Source organism: Photobacterium sp. AWH4_225 (assembly GCF_056158405.1).
The window spans coordinates 2,033,353-2,051,941 of sequence record NZ_JBSWTF010000001.1 but is presented as its reverse complement, the minus strand read 5'-3'; the positions used below and the strand labels follow the sequence as shown (position 1 = coordinate 2,051,941).

Annotated in this window: 24 protein-coding genes and 1 pseudogene; 15 read left to right on the top strand and 10 right to left on the bottom strand. The window is 42.4% G+C overall.

The genetic code is table 11. The annotated features are described in order from the left end of the window. Positions 1-9 precede the first annotated feature (9 nt). The gene (locus ACXAD4_RS09830) at positions 10-498 is read left to right on the top strand and encodes a PaaI family thioesterase (protein WP_475241016.1); all 489 of its coding nucleotides are present in this window, start codon (positions 10-12) and stop codon (positions 496-498) included. A gap of 16 nt (positions 499-514) precedes the next feature. On the opposite strand, the gene ACXAD4_RS09825 is transcribed toward ACXAD4_RS09830, so the two are convergent. Next, positions 515-769, bottom strand: coding sequence for a hypothetical protein (locus ACXAD4_RS09825; protein ID WP_317521574.1), 255 nt, complete (start codon positions 767-769; stop codon positions 515-517). 261 nt (positions 770-1,030) lie between these two features. On the opposite strand from ACXAD4_RS09825, the gene ACXAD4_RS09820 reads away from it, so the two are divergent. Continuing rightward, entirely contained in the window at positions 1,031-1,756 is a 726-nt protein-coding gene (locus tag ACXAD4_RS09820) for a PilZ domain-containing protein (RefSeq protein ID WP_475241015.1), read from the top strand. 13 nt (positions 1,757-1,769) lie between these two features. Here ACXAD4_RS09820 and ACXAD4_RS09815 read toward each other — a convergent pair whose 3' ends face one another. From ACXAD4_RS09815 to ACXAD4_RS09790, 6 genes are all read right to left on the bottom strand, one after another. Then, positions 1,770-2,153, bottom strand: coding sequence for a response regulator (locus ACXAD4_RS09815; RefSeq protein ID WP_317521572.1), 384 nt, complete (start codon positions 2,151-2,153; stop codon positions 1,770-1,772). Positions 2,154-2,473: 320 nt separating this feature from the next. Beyond that, positions 2,474-2,920, bottom strand: coding sequence for a hypothetical protein (locus ACXAD4_RS09810; RefSeq protein ID WP_475241013.1), 447 nt, complete (start codon positions 2,918-2,920; stop codon positions 2,474-2,476). Next, positions 2,913-3,689: a winged helix-turn-helix domain-containing protein gene (locus ACXAD4_RS09805; protein WP_475241011.1), complete on the bottom strand. Its 777-nt coding sequence runs from the start codon at positions 3,687-3,689 to the stop codon at positions 2,913-2,915. The genes ACXAD4_RS09810 and ACXAD4_RS09805 overlap by 8 nt, the downstream gene beginning before the upstream one ends. 158 nt (positions 3,690-3,847) lie before the next feature. Further along, positions 3,848-4,510, bottom strand: a complete 663-nt coding sequence (locus ACXAD4_RS09800; RefSeq protein WP_475241009.1) for a hypothetical protein — start codon at positions 4,508-4,510, stop codon at positions 3,848-3,850. Positions 4,511-4,522: 12 nt separating this feature from the next. After that, positions 4,523-4,870 (bottom strand): antibiotic biosynthesis monooxygenase family protein, encoded by a 348-nt coding sequence (locus ACXAD4_RS09795; RefSeq protein WP_475241008.1) that lies wholly within the window; start codon positions 4,868-4,870, stop codon positions 4,523-4,525. Positions 4,871-4,966: 96 nt separating this feature from the next. After that, on the bottom strand, positions 4,967-5,635 hold the full coding sequence (locus ACXAD4_RS09790; protein ID WP_475241007.1) for an outer membrane beta-barrel protein: 669 nt from the start codon (positions 5,633-5,635) through the stop codon (positions 4,967-4,969). Between the two features lie 749 nt (positions 5,636-6,384). Between ACXAD4_RS09790 and ACXAD4_RS09785 the strand changes: the two genes are divergently transcribed. Then, positions 6,385-7,236, top strand: a complete 852-nt coding sequence (locus tag ACXAD4_RS09785) for an SDR family oxidoreductase (RefSeq protein ID WP_475241005.1) — start codon at positions 6,385-6,387, stop codon at positions 7,234-7,236. A gap of 112 nt (positions 7,237-7,348) precedes the next feature. On the opposite strand, the gene ACXAD4_RS09780 is transcribed toward ACXAD4_RS09785, so the two are convergent. Next, entirely contained in the window at positions 7,349-8,092 is a 744-nt protein-coding gene (locus ACXAD4_RS09780; protein WP_475241004.1) for a hypothetical protein, read from the bottom strand. A 257-nt stretch (positions 8,093-8,349) separates the two neighbouring features. On the opposite strand from ACXAD4_RS09780, the gene ACXAD4_RS09775 reads away from it, so the two are divergent. Both ACXAD4_RS09775 and ACXAD4_RS09770 read left to right on the top strand, forming a co-directional pair. Continuing rightward, on the top strand, positions 8,350-8,478 hold the full coding sequence (locus ACXAD4_RS09775; protein ID WP_475241003.1) for a hypothetical protein: 129 nt from the start codon (positions 8,350-8,352) through the stop codon (positions 8,476-8,478). 170 nt (positions 8,479-8,648) lie between these two features. Then, positions 8,649-9,299, top strand: a complete 651-nt coding sequence (locus ACXAD4_RS09770) for a lipoprotein (RefSeq protein ID WP_475241001.1) — start codon at positions 8,649-8,651, stop codon at positions 9,297-9,299. Positions 9,300-9,606: 307 nt separating this feature from the next. Here ACXAD4_RS09770 and ACXAD4_RS09765 read toward each other — a convergent pair. Both ACXAD4_RS09765 and ACXAD4_RS09760 read right to left on the bottom strand, forming a co-directional pair. Beyond that, positions 9,607-10,626, bottom strand: a pseudogene (locus ACXAD4_RS09765) (ISNCY family transposase); the annotation flags it as partial. Between the two features lie 158 nt (positions 10,627-10,784). Further along, positions 10,785-11,048, bottom strand: coding sequence for a transcriptional regulator (locus ACXAD4_RS09760; RefSeq protein ID WP_475240999.1), 264 nt, complete (start codon positions 11,046-11,048; stop codon positions 10,785-10,787). A gap of 138 nt (positions 11,049-11,186) precedes the next feature. Between ACXAD4_RS09760 and ACXAD4_RS09755 the strand changes: the two genes are divergently transcribed. The 10 genes from ACXAD4_RS09755 to ACXAD4_RS09710 all read left to right on the top strand — a co-directional run bounded on the left by ACXAD4_RS09755 (position 11,187) and on the right by ACXAD4_RS09710 (position 18,492). Beyond that, a complete protein-coding gene (locus ACXAD4_RS09755; RefSeq protein WP_475240997.1) occupies positions 11,187-11,423 on the top strand; it encodes a hypothetical protein in 237 nt (78 codons plus the stop codon). After that, complete coding sequence (locus ACXAD4_RS09750; protein WP_475240995.1) at positions 11,420-11,701, top strand: hypothetical protein; 282 nt, start codon at positions 11,420-11,422, stop codon at positions 11,699-11,701. Before ACXAD4_RS09755 ends, ACXAD4_RS09750 begins: the two co-directional genes overlap by 4 nt. Then, positions 11,698-12,249, top strand: coding sequence for a 3'-5' exonuclease (locus ACXAD4_RS09745; protein ID WP_475240994.1), 552 nt, complete (start codon positions 11,698-11,700; stop codon positions 12,247-12,249). Before ACXAD4_RS09750 ends, ACXAD4_RS09745 begins: the two co-directional genes overlap by 4 nt. Then, positions 12,242-12,532, top strand: a complete 291-nt coding sequence (locus tag ACXAD4_RS09740) for a hypothetical protein (protein WP_475240993.1) — start codon at positions 12,242-12,244, stop codon at positions 12,530-12,532. The genes ACXAD4_RS09745 and ACXAD4_RS09740 overlap by 8 nt, the downstream gene beginning before the upstream one ends. Continuing rightward, complete coding sequence (locus ACXAD4_RS09735) at positions 12,532-14,214, top strand: rolling circle replication-associated protein (protein ID WP_475240991.1); 1,683 nt, start codon at positions 12,532-12,534, stop codon at positions 14,212-14,214. Before ACXAD4_RS09740 ends, ACXAD4_RS09735 begins: the two co-directional genes overlap by 1 nt. A 13-nt stretch (positions 14,215-14,227) precedes the next feature. Next, positions 14,228-14,395 carry a hypothetical protein gene (locus ACXAD4_RS09730; protein WP_475240990.1) on the top strand — a complete coding sequence of 56 codons (168 nt, stop codon included), beginning with the start codon at positions 14,228-14,230 and terminating at the stop codon, positions 14,393-14,395. Then, entirely contained in the window at positions 14,388-14,852 is a 465-nt protein-coding gene (locus ACXAD4_RS09725) for a hypothetical protein (RefSeq protein ID WP_475240989.1), read from the top strand. The genes ACXAD4_RS09730 and ACXAD4_RS09725 overlap by 8 nt, the downstream gene beginning before the upstream one ends. Before the next feature lie 24 nt (positions 14,853-14,876). Continuing rightward, positions 14,877-15,359 (top strand): hypothetical protein, encoded by a 483-nt coding sequence (locus ACXAD4_RS09720; RefSeq protein ID WP_475240987.1) that lies wholly within the window; start codon positions 14,877-14,879, stop codon positions 15,357-15,359. 59 nt (positions 15,360-15,418) lie between these two features. Then, positions 15,419-16,021, top strand: a complete 603-nt coding sequence (locus tag ACXAD4_RS09715; RefSeq protein ID WP_475242748.1) for an ATP-binding protein — start codon at positions 15,419-15,421, stop codon at positions 16,019-16,021. 95 nt (positions 16,022-16,116) lie between these two features. After that, positions 16,117-18,492: a hypothetical protein gene (locus ACXAD4_RS09710; protein ID WP_475240985.1), complete on the top strand. Its 2,376-nt coding sequence runs from the start codon at positions 16,117-16,119 to the stop codon at positions 18,490-18,492. Positions 18,493-18,589: the final 97 nt, after the last annotated feature.

Below are 18,589 nucleotides of genomic sequence, written 5' to 3'. Positions count from 1 at the left end.
GGTAATGCTATGGGGAACAATACAAAGGGTTTGTCGTTTCAGGCTCAAATAAAGGGCAATCATTGTTTTGGTTGTGGCGGGGAAAATCCGCATGGACTGCATATTCAGAGTTTTTGGGCTGAGGATGACACGGCAGTGTGCCACTTTTCGCCTCAAGCACATCATTGTGCTGCGCCCACCCATTTCCTCAATGGGGGCATCATTGCTACCGTGATTGATTGCCATTGTATTTGTACGGCAATGGCAGATGCCTATCGGCGAGCAGGGAGGGAGATAGCTGAAGGGGAAGCGATATGGTATGCGACAGGGCTTTTTTTACTTGAGTATCTTCGACCTGTGTCGATGAATGCAGAGATTGTATTAATAGCGCGCGTGGTTGATGTTGATGAGCGTAATACTGTTCTGGAATGTGAAGTGATTGCCAATAATAAAACAGCCGTTAAAGCTAAGCTCACGGCTGTTAGAGTTCCAGATCAATGGATGGCTGCTGGGGGATAATTGGTTATTTCAATGACTACTTCTTTGACGCGGCAATATCCACCAAGGCTTGGTGACTAGACAGGTAATGCTGAATTTTTTCTTGCAGCTCACTCAATGCTTGCTCTGCCTTAATTCTTTTTTCCTTTTCTTGCTCTAATTGCTTGCCAAGATCAACGGCCATATAGCCGCCTTTTATTAAGGCCTTTGTTGTGACGTTGCTCTCAGTAATCGACTTCAACTCTTCGATCATGTAATAGTGTTGGTCGATATCTCTTATTGTAATTGCCATATGTAGAATAACGCTTAAAAGATAGCATTATGTATTAACTAATATTCCTGTCAATAATTTTGATGGCTTTCCTTGCGGGCGATATATTCGATGAAATTGAATTTTGCTATCAGATTAACCATGGCTTTTTCTTTAAATAAGCATGAAGATATCAACTTGATGCTAATTAACGATAATTTGCTTGTATTGACTATTGTAGTCATTGTTCGACAAAGATTAGAATTCACTTATAAAGAGAGTGAATGGCTGTAAGGAATAAGAGTGAGTCAACAACTAAGCCAGATCAAACGGCGAGCGATGGAGAGCCGTACACGAGAGCAGTCAAAACCTTCGTTACCTGGACTGATGGAAATTACTCACGGCAGTGAAGTTACACTCAGCGTAAAAACGCCCATCGGGCGGCTGTATCAAGTGAGTTCAGTTTTTATTGGTACCAATGGTAGAGATAAGCTGTTTATTGAACTGCCCAAGGTGAACAAGGTAGAGAGAGAGCAGTTTTTCCAGCTTGGCTACCGGATGACCATTAAAGCGGTTTCTGAAAAAGGCGAAGGGGCTTTGGTGAATGTCCGAACTCAAATCAGTCATATTATTACTGAGCCAGTTCCACTACTGGTTGTTGATATACCGCCGCAGATTGATGTCGTTCAGCTTAGAAAAGAGCCACGGTATGCCGTGAATCTAGAAGGTAAAATTGTACTGCCTTCTCGTACAATAAAAGTTGTTCTGAAAGATTTGTCGACTTCCGGTTGTAGTTTCTTTATTGAAGCGAATGGGCCGACTATCGAGATCAATAATGTTGTGACGGTTGAAGTGGTACATCCGCGAACGGACGTTATTTATCCCTTATCAGGAAAAGTCTGTAATCATCAGCAGTTAGGGGTGAACAAGCAGCTTGGTATTGAATTTGACGAACCAGGTCAGCATGCAGTGAGAGATCTGATGAATAAGCTGATGTTTGATGGCTCAAAGCTATCGTTCAAGCAATGACAAATTCACTAGCTTAAGAATCACTTGGCTGGAATATTCCCAGCTTTTCAAGACAACGCTGAATTTTCTGCATAGAAAGCGGTTTAACCAGATAGTCATTGGGGTTGTGAGAGATAACTCGTTTAACAGTATCAATTTCACTGTCACCGGTTACAATCACCACCGGCATAGAAGGGTATTGAGTCCTGATGTATTGCAATACCTCGATCCCGTCTAAAGGCTTGCACAGATTCAAATCTAGGAAGATACAATCGACGGTATTCTTCAGTAACGTGTTATAAGCTTGCTGTGCGGTAGGGGCATAATGCAATTTCTGGACTGGAACGCTTTTTCTTAGCAGCTCAGCTAGGATCTTAGCCATCATCTTATTATCTTCAATGATGAGAAACTTATTCATACCGGTTTTTCCTTAAACTCATCGTGATCTTGCTAAGTACAACAAAAGCACTTGTGTATCTAACTAACTAAAATGTGCTTTCTTATATAGTATGATACGGAAAATTAACGATCAACTTGGTTAAGTATAAATCAATATGTGATCCCTATCTTTATCCTTCTTATCCTAACGCACTATAATTTCTTGGTTGCTTAAAATACACTCAATCATATCAGTATAAAAAATAAGGTTTTATAGGGTCTCTATAATAAGTAGAAAAAAGGCCATACCTTATGGGTACAGCCTTATGTAATTATTAGACATGCTAAATGAGCGCTCAATCAGCTCGCGAGTGGCTTTCCGAGTAACACGCTATTTAGGTAGAGAGGGCGATTATCTTTAGTGATATACATGCCACGCTGATCGGAAATGAAAGCGGCTTTATCTGCAGATTCGATAATGTAAAAGCTACGCGCGGTAAGAGATTGCCTGTTATCGGCCGTATCTTGCTCTTTGGCAATGACCAAATAATGGGAACCATAACGCAGGAATAGCCCGTAGAACTGCTTGGAAATGGTGATCTTATCAGATGCGTTATAACCCAAGAATTGCATTTTAATTCGACCGTGAGTGAAGACAGTGGAAAGGCGCTCATGGCCTACGCCAGGATAAGTGGACTCAAATGCATATCGACCTTTGGTTGTTAAGGCTGAATATACACCGACACTGATGGTCACTATCAGTCCAAGAAAAACGCCCAATGCGGCTTTAGACATGAAATTACTCACGGCAACCACCTTGTTCAATCTGAGAAGTGATGTCTACAAAACCTGCTTTTTTATCAATGGCAATCAGTTGGTAGTCATCGCACATTCCCCCTAGAGGATAGGCAATCATTTTAGATGTTGGCTCAGGACTCGCTTGGATTGCACTAAGAACCGCTGGTGGCATTGTTTGACCATCATAAAGCACACGATGTTTATCAATTTGTGTGCTTTCGACAAAAAGAGCCATCTGTGAAAGCGTAATAACTGTAAGGGTAAAGGTAAAAGCAGTTACAAGGTAACGCCTTGATAACTCTGTGAGATGAGAGAATACCGCGGCTATTGCTGCCATATTTCTTGATCGCGAAGGTGCTTCAGCATTGCAGCTGTGGAATGCTGTTAGTTTTTTTTCTGTTGCTGGTGGTGCATCAACAGTATCGATGTCAGTGCTGTTTTCTAAATTCAACTCTTCGACAGATGAAAGGCGAATGAGGTAGCCTTTTTTGGGCTCTGTAACAATAACATCGTCTGCGCCGAGTTCTGAAAAAGCGGAGCGAATATGTTTGATGGCAACGGTTAAAGAGCTATTGGTAACGACTTTTCCTGTCCAGCAGTCTTCCAATAAGGCATCGCGGCTAACAGCAACATTGGGTTGCTTTGCCAGCATGCAAATGATTAAAGACTCAGATCGGGAAAGTTTTACACTCTGATTGTCAGTGGTGCGGATCAGCACTTGAGTTACAGGGTCTATTTTAAAATCCCCAAGTAAAACCGGTGTTGTCATGTCACGCATAATTTTCCTCATATTCACCACTTTGAGCTGGGGATTTTAGGGGAATGCATAGCTCAAAACAATGTTGCAAAGGGTAAAAATCTAGCTTCTGAATGTAGCTTCTGAATATACAAAGAGTTGCGTGGCCGAACTTAGAGTAAAGTTCGGCCGTTGAACGGTTAAATGTTTAACTTATAACCAAGGTACATGATGCTGTACGAGGCGCTTTCTGTCTTGACTGCTTCCAGCTCTTTGGCCATTTCTTGCACGTGACCTTCATCCCGAGCCTGAACAGCAATAGAGTAGGTGGGTTGTTTCATGTTGTTGTTAAACTCTTGGATACTGAGATAGGCGGAGGTGACCACACCTTGCGCATTCCAGTTAACAACCTTTTGCAGATCCTTGCCAAGGATCTGATCAACAAGTAGGTTTTGCTGTGGCTCTAGCCAGGTAAGTTCTAAGGAGTAAGTGTTATGGACCATTTCTTTGTCCAACCACTTTGTGCCTATATCTCGAATATCGGCGATTTTGACCACATCATCTTTAAAGAAAGGAAGAGGCTCAAGACGTTTCAAAACCTGATCGGCCGAGTCAGCTTCCATCACAAAGTTGATAATTGGGAACTGTTTACCGTCCACTGTAGAGTGGCGAACGAACAGATCATGAATAACGCCTTGTTCAACCAGTTTAGAGAACTCACTACGTTGGGCATTCATTCCTTCGAAAACTGTTAAAGCATCATCTGTTTTCCACTCTAGGCTAACACCATAGGCAGCGCTATGTGCTTGCGTGGCCGTCATTGCTAATCCAATGGCAAGAGGAACAAACTTCAGTCGTTTCATGTTAATTTCCTTTTAGTTTCTGATCACTTCATACAGAGCTGGGTAAAATTCGACGCCAGGGATCTTCAATGGTGGTAACGACTTGTTCATAGCGGCAATTGCAGATTTGAAATGACTGTCTGATTCCCACTTGGCGATATTGATATAGTGGAATTGGCTATTAGGCTGAATAGAGCGATGTAACGAAGTGGATATATAGCCTGGTTGAGTAACAAGAAAATCTCTGGCTTGCTCCCAGTGATCGAGCACCGCTTGTTCATGAGATTCAGGAACATGAAAAGGGTTAATGAGCGTCACTTCGGCACTTGTTGGTGCTGCAGCTAAAGTGAGCAGTAGGGTGGGTATGACTTTACTTAGCATTTGGATCTCCTTGTTATTGTATGGCGTTCGAAACTTAGCACATACAACAATCAGAAAACCCAAATGCGCAGTTAATTAATATTAATTATCGTTGAATTACAATATATTGAACTGGTAGCGAGCGCCTAGTCGGAAGTTCATCTCTCTAAGAACAGGAAGCTCACCCAATTGTGAGGTGCCTAGGTCCATCGCACGGTGTGCAATGTTCGCTTCTATGCTCCACGCCTCAGTCAGGTGAACCTGGTTATCTAAACGCAGCTCGTAAAGAGGTTCATCAAATGTCGCGACACGAATAGCAGGCTCTGCTGTCCAGCGCTTCATAAGGTTAATTTTGGCGCCAATCTCCGCAGTAAATGCGGTATCTGAATAGCTTAGTGAAATATCAGAAAATAGAGGATTGGACAGGTCCATTTCTGCGGTGAGCTTCTCGGCACCTAAAAGGGCGTATACCGAGCTGCTTTTGCCAACAGGCATATAGTAACCAAGGCCAATCAGTGAATGGCTGAAACCGAGACGGTCACGCGATACGTCATCGTAGCGGCCTTCAAGAAATACTTGGTCTACTGGATTGATACTGGCACGGGCGTAGTAACCAGACATATTGTCATAGCTACTGTTGATATCAGTAGGAAGATATTCACTAAACAGTGAATACTGATAGCCAGCCGAAACGTAAGAATAGTTCTGTTGAAGCTCAACAGGACCAGCAATGGCAGAGGTTGCAATGGCACAGCCAAGGGCAAAAATCGGTAAAGTAAATTTCATTATATTAATCTCCTAAAGCGGTGAGGAGACTAATTAATAGTGTGCTCAATTGAAATAATTGCAGGTGATAATTCACATTAATTAATTTTCACTTTAACTATGCTATTGATTTTAATGAATATTGTTCGCCGGTCAATCTAGTGCACTATAACTTATAGCTTGTGCTTTTTATAAAAAATCCATCTAAGTTGTCTGAGCTGATAGGTTACATATAAACCTACTCAATTATTGACATGCTTACTAGAAGTACTCAACTTACCGATTTTGGCAAAGTGTTGAGAGTGCTCTCTTAACAAAGGATTATCCAAGTAATGCGTATTTTCTGCGGCGTATTGATGCACATCCCAAAATGAAACATCTGTTGAACTACTGATGTTTCGTGTCCAGTGGATGAAAAAGGGTTGCCGACTGACTCCCCAGCGGATTCCTCATGCTCAGTTGTTGCTGATGAAAACGAAGTATATTTTGCAAAGCTATTATCAATGGCGGCGTTGACAAACGCTCGAATGGAGGTGGCCATAAATAATGCATGACGAAAATGGATAGGCGTGTAGTTAGCTTATGTTTCGTGACGGTGTCACTAATCGTGTAAGCTTGATTTGCAATAATGAGACACTGTAACTTTCTATTTTATCTTTACTTTCTGTGATAACGGGCACCGCGCAAAATGCAGTTTCTAGTCTAATATCGTTCAAAGGACTGTGCTCTAGACGCATGGGCTTTCTCATTTCACCATGAGGGAATCGTCAGTGAAAATCGCCATAACTGCAGCAAGTGGCCAACTAGGCGCTGCCATTGTTAAAGCAACTGTTGAACTTACATCTAAAGATTACGTTATCGCACTTGCTCGAACCCCAGAAAATGCAAAACACCTTGGGGTAGACGTTAGGCCAGGTGATTACAACCAGCCAGAACAACTAGAACAATCGTTGCAATCTGTTGATGTACTCTTGATCGTCTCCGGAATGGATGCACCAGACAAACGCATAGCGCAACACCGCAATGTGATAGAAGCAGCGAAGAAAGCTGGTGTGAAAAAGATTGTGTATACCAGTGTGCAAGGTGCTGAGGTAGGTACTGCGTTTTCTCCTGTGATTCAAAGTAACCGCCAGACAGAACAAGACGTTCGTGAAAGCGGGCTAGAGTGGGTGATTGGACGCAATGGCATCTACATCGAACCAGATATTGAATACATAGAAAGCTACAAGAAACTTGGACGTATTTATAACTGTGCCGGTGACGGTAAATGTGGTTATACAACACGTGAAGAACTGGGTTATGCCTACGCAAGAATGCTGACGCAAGACAAACACAACGGCCAAACTTACAACTTACATGGCGAGGCCATTACCCAATACCAACTCGCTGATTACATGAATATTGCGTTCGGCACCGATTTAACTTACATGCCAATGAGTGTGGAAGAGTATCGCCAAGACCGTATCGCAGAGTTAGGGGACTTTATCGGAACAGTGATCGCTGGGATCTATCAAGGTATCCAAGAAGGTGCAGCCGATAACCCGAGCCATTTTGAACTGGCAGCAGGTAGGCCACATATCACTTGGGATGCGTATTTCAACAAGTTGAAATCATCGAGTTAACGAAGTAAAGCGGGATAATTAGACCTTAAAAGCTACAGTGTCACGCAATATTGCAATAAGTGACACTGTAGCTTTTTTGCGTTTAACTTATTGAAAATATAGATAAGTATGATTAGAACCAAGTCTTTTCAATAAAAGCCTTAGTCGGCTCGTAGCCTGATAAATCAATGTTGTAGCTAAAATCTGAAATCTTAACTGCGGATTGTCCATCCTCAAAGTCGGCCAAAATCGTATCGAGGCTAAACGGTATAGTAGACATTTCGCCACAAAAGGTAGGGTCGTCGCAGTACTTTGTCAGTACGCTAAGCATTTCATCTTGAGTAATAGTCGAGCTCGACAAAGTGAAAGTTGACTCTAAGCTCAGATCGTAACCTGGCTTTGGCTCTTCTTGAGTAATAGCGGCATCTTCAACTTCTACCTTGTTTGTTGACCAGCCAATATAGCTACCACGCTGTTGCGGGTAATATTGAGTGATCTGTGCTGAACCAGCGCATTGCCCATAATTTTCACGATAGGTGATTGTCATGGTGGCGTTATCTATATCCCAGATAACTTCCGAAAGTTCAGGGTAAAGACTACCAACGCCCATTGAACAAGTCGTCGTATCATTGACGGAATTAAAGGTGATGAGGTTTACATTTTTATGAACAGTACAATCAACGTAGTCTGGCGAGCAAAAAGCCTCAATGGTGCCTTGTTCAAGACCGTACAGGTTCATGAGGTTAGCTTCGAACTCGGCATACTTTTCCTCTTCGCTCGGCGGCTCAATTGGTTGTTCAGATGCGTCACCGCTTGAAGAACCACATCCACTTAAAACCACCAATACGCTAAAAGCTAACCACTGTTTGAACATCATCAATAACCACAAAGTAAAGGTGGCTTACAGTAGAGAAAAACAGCAGTGGGGTCCAATGGATATTTACTAATGTCATAAGTGCCAAGTTGAAGTGAGCATATGACAATGCGCGCATTATTAATAAAGGTGTCCAGCGAAGATGTGGCCGAGCATACCAGTACCGCAGGAAAAGCGACTGTTGCCACTGTAAATTGAGGCTAGGGCGTAAGTTTGGTCTGCACTCGATCAACATGTTCCAAAGAGGTCAGGAAGTATCTATGACCATTATCGATAACTGCCAGTTTGCCTGTGTCATGATGCAAAAAGCTGATGATGGTGCTCGGTACTTGCAGCAAAAGACGGGGATAGCTGCGAGCGAAATTAGTCAGTTAAAAAAGTTTGAGTAAGTTTTGCAGGATGGTAAAGCATGGGGTCTTGATATGATTAAATGGTGAATTTTGTAATAGAGTATATTTGTGGAAAATAAAATATTATTACTAGTGAATACTACATGTTGTTTGTTAAGTGTAATATTCCAAGTTTCTTAATGTAGTTATAATTTGATCAGGGATGCCAAGTGAAAAAAACTTTATTTTTTCTATCTATCATTTTGTTGCTTTCAGGGTGCCAAACTACCATAAAAGCGAGCCAATACTCAGTATTAGATCCTGATGTAAACTTCTATTTAGATACACCAATAGTCGTTGATACTTTTGAAGAAAATGACTTATCTTCAAAGTTTTATATTAAAACAGTGATTCAGGAGCTACAAAAACGTGGCTTTACACAAGTCTACTCTAAGCGTGAACTTAATGATCAGGGAGTCGTAGCTCTTGCTGCTGCCTACATAAAGTTAGACCAAAAATATGATAGCTATACTTATGAGTCAGCCGACTATGGAATGGTTGACAGTGGTTACTCTACAACAACATGTACAGGGTTTGGCGTGACAGCTACATGTAATACGTCAAATCAGAAAGTATTAGGGGTAACAGGCTCATCGACAAAGACAGGAACTATGGTGCATCACTTTTTCACACTTCATTACTATGATTTAGTTACGAAAGATAAAGTGCTTTTTGCAATGGGTTCAACATTTAATGAGAAATGTAATAGTGACTTTCTTTATGATTTTCTCATTGGCGAAACAATTTCAAGAGCAAACTTTATTAAGCCTGAAGACTATAGTTATAAAGTAAAGTTACCTGATGGCGTTAAATGTAAATAAACAGTAAGTTGTGGGATATTACATTTCAAACTAGATCATAATAACCACAGCCCGCTAATATATAGCCTTAGCGGGCTTTTTTGTGCTTGCCTTAAAACCAAATTGCTTGCTTTGCTGATGGGGAACTTTTGTTAACAAACAGAGAGCAAACATCATGAGTGCAAACCCCATTCGCGCCACGACCCAAAGAGCTAGACCCGGTCGAGGGTCTAGGTTGGGGCAGTTAACCCAAAGCCTTATTAGTTGGAAAAAATAGTGGCTCAAACAGGCCATGTACAAGGAGGTTATCCTGTCACTTTTATGTTGTTTTCTCTTTTCGAACAATGAGGTAAACAACCTTATCATATTGAAATGTCAGTGATTTGGAGAGCTTACGTAGTTCTTGCCAGGCAAAAATATCATTGAGTTCATCAGTTGTTTCCCGCAAAGGCCGGTGTAAGTCTTTCGGAAACCGCGGAGGCTTGGCAAAGCGGCGGTTGAAATCCGCGATGAAGTCAGGGAGCCATGCATTAGCTTGTTCAATCGTATCAATGCCTTGCAGGCGCATTTCTTTGACTAAGCGATCCTGTAACGTTTTGTTCGCGCGTTCAACGCGACCCTTGGCTTGCGAACTGTTGGCACAGATCAGTTCGATATTGAGGTCGTTCAAGACCCGGCCGAACTGGGTGAGTCGTTCAGTGCGGGCATCCCGCTTGCTGACATGGAAAACTGCATGCCGATCACTATAAAATGCAGTGGGTTTGCCGTGTTGCTCAAGGTATTCGCGGGTAGCCACCATGTAATCGAAAGCTGATTCGGTTTCACTGAAGCGCAGGTTCATCAGGCGGCCAGTGGCATCATCGATATATACCAATAAACAGCATTTGGGACTACGACCTTCGAACCAGTCATGATGGGAGCCGTCAATTTGAACCAGTTCACCCAGGCAATCACGGCGATGACGAGGTTGATAAACTCGCGGTTTGCGTTTGGCATGGGGAACCCAGAGACCATCGGCAATCATCCATTGGCGTAAGGTTTCAACGGAAACATGGATATCATGAAGCTCAGAGAGTTTTTCATGAGCCAACGTCGGGCCGAAATCTTCGTATTGCTGATGGAGCAAGGCCAGTGTCTGTAATTTTAATTTCTCTTCATGGCGATGATTGCCAGGCTGACCACGTTTTAAAGAAACCAAACCAGCAGCACCAAATTCGATGAAGCGTTTGACCAAGCGATAAACTTGGCGAGGACTGAGTTTAAGTAAGCGGGCAGCATCGACACCGGTGATCCGTTTATCACAGATGTCTTGGATTAGTTTGATTCTCAGTAATTCATTGTCAGTCATGGTCAATAGCATCCAAGGGCTCCAAACACGGAAAAGAAAGCGTGTTTTGAAGCTAGAACAACACGACATTTCAATCTGGCTCAAACCTGACATTTCTAACTAGATCTTACACTCTCAGTGCGCATTATGTACCATAGGGTGAAATGCGCAAAAGGCATTTAAATTGGACTATTCTCGCTTAATGCACTGATTATACGAGGGTTTTCATACTTGTCTTTCAACAATCCATAAACTACTTTTTGATCGTCAATTTTAAGTAAGTCCGCGATTTTAAAGGCGATATCCCAATCCATAGAATTCTTACCACAACGCCAGTTACTTACTCTAGCACCTGTTACGTTGAGTTTTTTAGCTAATTGGTAGTCTGAGCCCAGTTTATACTTGGCTTTAACCATATCCATTAATTCAATTGTGTAAGTCATTCAAAGGCTTCCCATGCGCGCGACTTGTTAAAGTTTAGGCGATCAAAATGATGATTCCCATAGTAAGTCGCGTCTTGATATGAAGATTTAACTTGCTAATACTTGTATGCACATTCTTGCTTATAGGGATACTAGCAAATGGACAATTCAAACATAACAACTCGCAACCCAATACATCGACCCTGTCCAGATATGGCCGGGTGTATTGACCCAAAACCTGAACTAACAAAACGATCTCTCAAGACCGTTCGCCAGCTTCGTGAGAAGTTTGGCTTCAAAACCACCAAACAACGCGCCAGTGAACAGCGCCAGTACCTCAAGGAATTAGCCGTCTTTCAATATAACCGTGACTTGATGGCAGGGGGTGCAAAATGAATGTTCATAAAGAACTATATAAATTGTTCTATCAGGCCGAGCGCCTTAGTAGCGCAATCCTTTTGGGAAGATATCACGGTTATAAATGCCCTCTTGATTCTTCGCAGGATGCTATAAGGATGGCCTACCGTTATGGACTTGACGGCATTGATATCGATGATTTGTTTAAAGCTCAAGCCGCTGCAACAGCTGTGGTGGTTCGTCGCAGGAAGCCAGAGTTTCAGCATTCGCAAAGATTGCGTGATGCCATTGCTAAGCGTGAGGAGGCTGTCGCATGAAACCTATTAGCCTAAACAATGCCGTTATTCTGGATACTGAAACCACTGGTTTATACGAAGATGCAGAAATCGTTGAACTTTCGGTGATAGCTGCAAAAACAGGTCAACCATTGTTAGATACATTGGTGATGCCAGCACAGCTAGTACCCGGTGAGGCGATGGCAATCCATGGCATTACCAACCGCATGTTAGTTGGCGCGTCTACGTTCCCAATTGTATATAAGCAATTAGCTCAAGCCATCAAAGGGCGTGATGTTTTGATTTATAACGCCGCCTTTGATGTTCGCTTAATCCGCCAAAGTCTTAAGCGGTATGGTATTGACTTTCTGCCATTTAAAACCCAATGCGTCATGGAGTGGTACGCAGAGTTCTATGGTGAGTGGAATGCACACCACGGCAACTTTAAATGGCAAAGCCTGACAAACGCCGCAGAACAGCAAGGCATTGATATTACTGACTTGAAAGCCCACCGAGCAATGGCAGACTGTGAAATTACACGCAGGTTATTACTTGCAGTCAACGAGCAGCTCGGAGGTACCCATGACTAACCTAAACTTTATCCCTAAGCAAGCAGCCAAAGCCCCCAAATTGGGGGCGGCGGTTTCTTCTATGCCACTGCACGAAATTGCAGTCCCATTGGATAAAGCTGTGACTGCCGATTTTATGTCAAAGCATGCATTAGTTGAATGGCAACACTCTATGAAGATGGTGAAGCACCATCGACGTTTAGGTGATAAAGAAGGAGCCGCATTCTTTCTTAATGATGCTGCCGAATTTCGCCGCATTTATGTTGCGTTCCGGCGAGCTATCACTGAAATGGGAGGGCTTTGATGCTCCCCATTAACGATCTGTTATATGTGGCTGGCGCTGTCCAGCCACATGACAAAACCAAAATGAACATTGCCAGCCATGATGCTGGTTTTTTTGGTTCCAATTCTGCCGAGTGGTTAAAACACGAACAGTTAAAACTTAACCAGTTTGCCCAACTTCACTATGTGCGCACTAAAGGTTTCGCCAAACAAGGACGTGAATTATACGCAGATCACACCCGCGAAGCGGCGGCACGAAGTGACGGAGACAATAGGCTTGTCCAAGGGCGCAAAAGTCCGACACACCCGAAAGTAGTTAATTTATCCAGCCGTGTGGGCAAGCTACGCAAGGCACAGCGCCGTGATATCGAACTGGACAGCACCGAGTCTCACTACAACCATGACCGCCTGTATGATCTTCCTGATGCGCCTATGGACAAGCGTTTATCCACCGTCCGGTTGATGCACCGCGAATGGTCGGGCAGCTACCGTATTTTGCACCACACCCAAACCCGCCCGGGTGATGCACCAGACCCACAAAGCGGGGAGCGCTACACCGAAAAACTAACCCAACGTGCCGTTACCAAGATTTTCGAATCTGGTGCGTATGTTGCCGCTTGCGAAGGCGGGTTTACTACCTTTCTGACCCTGACTTTCACCCTAGAACAACGCCTTGCCATCTTTGGTGGCGATACCACGCTTGGCCGTGAAGTCTCACGCTTTCTCGATGGCATCAAAAAGATGTTTCAGCGTGGTTGGCAAGGCATAGATGCTGATGGCGAACCGTTCGAGCTCGACGGCATTGCCGAGCCATTCCATTACATCTGGGTAGCCGAGTGCCCGGCCAATGAAGACGGTGAACCCAATCCGCATGTTCACCTCATCATGAATTGGAAAGTGGATAAGCAATATTTCCAAGCCTGGTCTGAACGATTAGAAGGTATTTGGGGTAACGGCTTTGCCCACTTGGAGTGTATCCGCCAACCTAAAGCGGCCGGCTCCTACATTATTAAGGCCGTTGGCTATGCAGCCAAAGGCGAGAACGCCGACCAAGGCTTAATCAAAGGCAACCGCTACAACATTGCCCGTTGTAGCCGTGCTCCCGGTTGGGATTGTTTAGCCAATTTCGAAGCGCACAACATGGCCGCGATCATCAAAGAGTGTGGCTATCGGTTGGAGCACTGGAAAAAGCCACTGCAGCGCAGCCTTTACCGCCTCGAAAAGAAAAAAGAGCAGGCTATCAAGGCCAAAGCCATTGCGAAAAAAGCCCAACGGCCCAAGGCGGCTATCCAAAAGCTGACCGCCTTAATTGCCCGACTTGAGGGCCAACAACAAGCCATCAATAAGCAAATCAAAGACCGCGGTATTCATGCCAGCACCAAGAACCGTTTCTGTTTGTCGTTCGAAGGCGAAGAGGCCGAAGACAAAGCCTATGACTTTTTGCTTTGGGCGGCAGGTGCGCGTGGCTGGTCGATGCAATTTACAGACGATGACCCCGATTATCACCAAAACGTATCCGCAGCCCGAGCAACTGCCCAACGAGAGTACCACCACCAGTACAAGCGCTTTTTGCTCAAACAGGCTTATTGGAAATCCGTCTTGAATGACCCGCTTATTCCAAATAGGGAAGAACCGACCGAACTTGAACTATCAGCCGCCAAAGCTGATCTCGAGTGGTACCAAAATCAGCAACTAGCCGCGTAAAGGACGCTATCAAATGGAAGAACTGAACCAAATCACCGACCAGCTCAAGGACGAAGTTAACAAGGCAGCGAAAAACCCGTTCGCCAGCAAAATCATGTCACCGCTTCGTTTAGTGCTGGTCTGGATGCAAGGGGTAAACAACAAATTGATGGAATTAGAGCAAAGGGGGAAACATGGCTGAATCAATGCCCGTTCGTGCGTCGGCCAACAAAGTGGAAGGGATTAATCGGTGTGAGTGCGGCAATGTCCGCACCATCCACCGGGCGAGGGGCAAACGCTCCAAGTACCTGTATGCGATTTGTGACGACTGCGGCACCAACCAGCAAACCGGAAAATATTGGCAGTCACGCTTCGAGCAGCTTTACCCAAGTATTGAAGCATTGCATCAAGCCGAACAAGCCCTGTCAGTAGTGGTATCGGAAGGCGAACCCAAGCCGAAAATCGAACCGGAACAAACCGAGCTAGATACCAAATTAGAAACCGAAACCACGCAAGCTATAACCGAGGCTGAACCGCAAACAAGCCAAACGGAACCCGAATACGAATCCCAACCGGATGTAAAACCGTCCGGCTGGAAGTCAGTGATTGCGGGGGTTGTGCTTGGCGCGCTAACTGGCGGCATGATTGCCCGCTTTTAACCTAAACGAACCGAGAGATTTAGTATGGATACCGAAAACTTAGCCGCCAATGATGACGAGCTGAATACTGATGTAGGGCTGGAAAGCCACAACGAGCAAGACGAGAAAGATTTCATTAACGGCTTGGATGATGACTTTGATCCAACTGTCGCCGATAACCAAGTGCAGCAACAAGAACTAGAAACCCAAGCCGCTGGCGCGATGGTGTTTGTGGGCTTGATGACTATCGAGCAGACCATGAAAGCTATGGTTCACCCACGCTTTCAGTTTGATCCGGAACAAGCCGAGAGCGTAGCCGAAAAGATTGCACCGCTAATCGTGAAGTATGGAGGCAATCCGCCACCTTGGTTGGCTAAGTACATGGATGAAATCATGGCTGTAGCTGCCATTGGTATGCTCGGGCTATCTAGTTATATGCAGGTTCGCGGCCTTAAAGTTGAAGATATCGAATTGGCTAAAAAGGCCAAGCAAGCCGCTAATGATGATAATCAGCAGGAGGCCGCTTGAAACTACAACCTATCAACCAAAACAATGCGCTGAGTAATCATCATGTCTACGTGGTTGGTATGTCTGGCTGCGGGAAAACCTCCGCAGCCAAAAAGCTGTTTATCAAACCAACAGACCAAGTCGCCATCTTTGACCCGCTAGGCGATTACGAAGGTAAGTTGGCTGGACGCAAGGTTCGCAGCTATGCCACATTGAAAACCTTTGCTACTGCATTAATAGCGGGGCGTAAAACCAATCAAGGCTTTAAGATTGCGTATTACCCAAATCACGAAACCACTGAAGATGATTTCGACAAGTTCTGCATGGTGGTTTGGGGAATGGGGAACGGCAAACACAAGAAACCACTAAAGGTGATATGTGAAGAAGTCGCCGAACATACCAGCACCTCAGGCAAAGCCACTGGCTACCACGGCAAAGTCTTGAGGCTAGGGCGCAAGTTTGGGCTTCACTCCATCAACATGTTCCAGCGTGGGCAGGAGGTATCAAAAACCATTATTGATAACTGCCAGTTCGCCTGTGTCATGATGCAAAAAGCTGATGATAGTGCGCGTTACTTGCAGCAGAAGACGGGAATACCGGCTGGTGAGATTACGAATCTGCAGAAGCTTGAGTATATTTTACAAAATGGCAAAGACTGGAGTTGGGGAGAGATAATGTGGTGAAAATCAGTTAATGCTTAACATAAGCGTTTATGAATATTGATGAAAGAATACGCTAACTGTATGATGTATAAAGGTTGTATTCATTTGAGTTTTTAATGGAAAATTTAATCAATGGCAGCATTGTAGCGTATTCAGTGTTGTTAAACCTTTATCAAAAAAGTTCACTCTTTATATGGGCGGAAAATGCCAGCTCTCAGTATAGCTCTTATTTGACAGATACAGTGACACTATTTGCTGCATTATCCGCTATAGCAATTCCATTTGCTCAACAAACTGTACAATGGGTATCGGATAAATATAAATCACCCAGCATGATTCAGTTAATTGAGTTGAGTGCCACTGTTAAACCTAAAGATTTAAATAAAAAGCTGTTAATTTATTTATGTATTGTGTTTGCATTTAAATTTTTCCATTCGGTAATTACATTTAACAGCTCAATTGTATTAATTTTTAACTTGTACTTCTTTTTCAATTTCTTTTATTTGGTTTTTTTGGTATCTAAGCACTTCGAACATACTTATAAAGTTGTCAACTCAGCCGAATGGATCTATGATTACGTTGATTACAATACTCTTTTAAAAGACAGCGAGCTGTTTTTTTCTATAAAAATAAGGGCGCTTTCTGAATTTGAATCTTACCGGGTGAAAAATGATCCATCTCATCTAGATATAAGTGATGAATTTAGAAATTTGGGGTATAATCTTACATCAGATTTAAATAACATTAATAAAGCGCAATTTATTGAGTATATAAATTGTGTTGAATTCATTTGTAGAACCTTTTCCGATAAAATTTATAGTAGAAAGTATGTAAAAGCTGCATGTTTTTATTCCTATTTAGTCACAAAGGCTATTAAGTCAAAACATAGCAGTGATTATACTTACCTAATATCTAATCTCCGAACCTTAGCTGATGAGGTAGAAAGTGATTTATATGTTAAATATAAACCATTATCGTCAGGTAGAGTCTTTACTGATTCAAACTGGTTAGGTGAATGGGATATTCAAGTTCAAGACACCTTAGCTGAACACTTTAGACAATTAATACAACTAAATGTTATTAACAAAGATTCTGAAAGTTTAGTATCCCTATTTGAATCAGTAAGTAATGCCATCAATTTCACTAATGAAAAAAATGATTTCCCATACTTTGTTCAATCCCAAAATAATATTTTCTTTCGATTGGAATCAGCAAGAAAACTCACAGAATTTATTGAGAGTGAAATTAATGAAGTAGATGGTGTAAATAATATAATAGATAAACTAGAAAAATTTAAATCTGATATTATCATAGAAATTGACTCTGATTTAGATGTTGATATTGACGGTGTGTTCTCTGAGTTAAGAGAGGAACTTTTAAAGTTTCGCTTAAGAAGAATCATGGATCATCAAATATTAAACTTCATATCATTATCAGCTAGTATTGACCCATCAGTAATAATATCCTGTAGGGAAGCAAAGAACCCGATAGGAAGTGACGTTTTTGATATAGGTTATAACTTGCTGCCTTCATCAATTAACGAAATATTGACTAACTTATCTCAATACAATAATTTTGATAGGTGGAATACTTTTAGTATTAAAAATTGGTCGGGCTATTTACTCAAAGGTTTAGCGGTTCTTTTTGTTTATGAGTTAACTGAAAGAATATTAACTGGTCGCGTAAAAGAAATTTCACTTGTTTTTTTAAATCAGCTTAATATATCAGAGTTGAAATCTTTATTTAAGAGTATTGATAAATTCGAACAGTCCATTAGTAGTGTTTTGTTGGATTCGGCGATACAAGAGCTTATATTATTTCACTCTGTATCCAAGACAGAGTTGATTGAAGTGTATAGTCAGATAATAAGTGATATAAAGAAACAGTGCGAAGTGACTTTAAAGAGTAAAAGGTCTAGTTCGCCGATAAGTAAGAAATTAAAATCAGAGTTTATATATGGATTTTTAGATGAATCAAAAAAAGTATTGAATGATTTCCCAATATTCGATCGGGTTTTAATAAATTCGAAAGTCGGAGCAATTTATAACCTTGAAAGACCTAGAGAGTCATTACTGGAAAATACAGGTGTTCATTATGCCTATTCAGGTTTAGGGTATATAGTTAAAAACCACTTAATAAGAGTAGTTAACTCACTTATTATCAACGAAAAACTATCCATGTCAGCTAATGATACGTTACCTATAAAAAATGGTAGGTATATTGTGGTAACTAAAAAAGCCATGGGGATTTTAAAAAATAGTGGTTTTATTTTTAATAAAGGAATGCTCACTTGGCCAGATGAACAGTTTAAATGCCCATTCGTCATCTCATTTGTTGAGTCAGAACGATACACATTGGTTCATGATAAAGAAGCTTTGATAAAGGTATCTTTATTTAATTCAGTGATACCAAATGTGCCTGTTAGTATTGATATGATTGACCAAGGAGAGAGTATTGTTTGGAAAATAGGAATAAATATTCTACCTGCTTGAAACTCGGAATGATTTAGACTTGAGTCAAAAATAAAAAAGCCCTCTAACCTATAGCCTTAGCGGGCTTTTTTGTGCTTGCCTTAAAACCAAATCACTT

Coding starts and splice junctions, on each gene's coding strand:
- ACXAD4_RS09715 (WP_475242748.1), top strand. CDS start 15,419: ATGTCTGGCTGCGGGAAAACCTCCGCAGCCAAAAAGCTGTTTATCAAA.
- ACXAD4_RS09725 (WP_475240989.1), top strand. CDS start 14,388: ATGGCTGAATCAATGCCCGTTCGTGCGTCGGCCAACAAAGTGGAAGGG.
- ACXAD4_RS09805 (WP_475241011.1), bottom strand. CDS start 3,689: ATGCGTGACATGACAACACCGGTTTTACTTGGGGATTTTAAAATAGAC.
- ACXAD4_RS09760 (WP_475240999.1), bottom strand. CDS start 11,048: ATGACTTACACAATTGAATTAATGGATATGGTTAAAGCCAAGTATAAA.
- ACXAD4_RS09790 (WP_475241007.1), bottom strand. CDS start 5,635: ATGAAATTTACTTTACCGATTTTTGCCCTTGGCTGTGCCATTGCAACC.
- ACXAD4_RS09750 (WP_475240995.1), top strand. CDS start 11,420: ATGAATGTTCATAAAGAACTATATAAATTGTTCTATCAGGCCGAGCGC.
- ACXAD4_RS09710 (WP_475240985.1), top strand. CDS start 16,117: ATGGAAAATTTAATCAATGGCAGCATTGTAGCGTATTCAGTGTTGTTA.
- ACXAD4_RS09735 (WP_475240991.1), top strand. CDS start 12,532: ATGCTCCCCATTAACGATCTGTTATATGTGGCTGGCGCTGTCCAGCCA.
- ACXAD4_RS09825 (WP_317521574.1), bottom strand. CDS start 769: ATGGCAATTACAATAAGAGATATCGACCAACACTATTACATGATCGAA.
- ACXAD4_RS09740 (WP_475240993.1), top strand. CDS start 12,242: ATGACTAACCTAAACTTTATCCCTAAGCAAGCAGCCAAAGCCCCCAAA.
- ACXAD4_RS09755 (WP_475240997.1), top strand. CDS start 11,187: ATGGACAATTCAAACATAACAACTCGCAACCCAATACATCGACCCTGT.
- ACXAD4_RS09800 (WP_475241009.1), bottom strand. CDS start 4,510: ATGAAACGACTGAAGTTTGTTCCTCTTGCCATTGGATTAGCAATGACG.
- ACXAD4_RS09730 (WP_475240990.1), top strand. CDS start 14,228: ATGGAAGAACTGAACCAAATCACCGACCAGCTCAAGGACGAAGTTAAC.
- ACXAD4_RS09815 (WP_317521572.1), bottom strand. CDS start 2,153: ATGAATAAGTTTCTCATCATTGAAGATAATAAGATGATGGCTAAGATC.
- ACXAD4_RS09720 (WP_475240987.1), top strand. CDS start 14,877: ATGGATACCGAAAACTTAGCCGCCAATGATGACGAGCTGAATACTGAT.
- ACXAD4_RS09745 (WP_475240994.1), top strand. CDS start 11,698: ATGAAACCTATTAGCCTAAACAATGCCGTTATTCTGGATACTGAAACC.
- ACXAD4_RS09780 (WP_475241004.1), bottom strand. CDS start 8,092: ATGATGTTCAAACAGTGGTTAGCTTTTAGCGTATTGGTGGTTTTAAGT.
- ACXAD4_RS09795 (WP_475241008.1), bottom strand. CDS start 4,870: ATGCTAAGTAAAGTCATACCCACCCTACTGCTCACTTTAGCTGCAGCA.
- ACXAD4_RS09830 (WP_475241016.1), top strand. CDS start 10: ATGGGGAACAATACAAAGGGTTTGTCGTTTCAGGCTCAAATAAAGGGC.
- ACXAD4_RS09775 (WP_475241003.1), top strand. CDS start 8,350: ATGACCATTATCGATAACTGCCAGTTTGCCTGTGTCATGATGCAAAAA.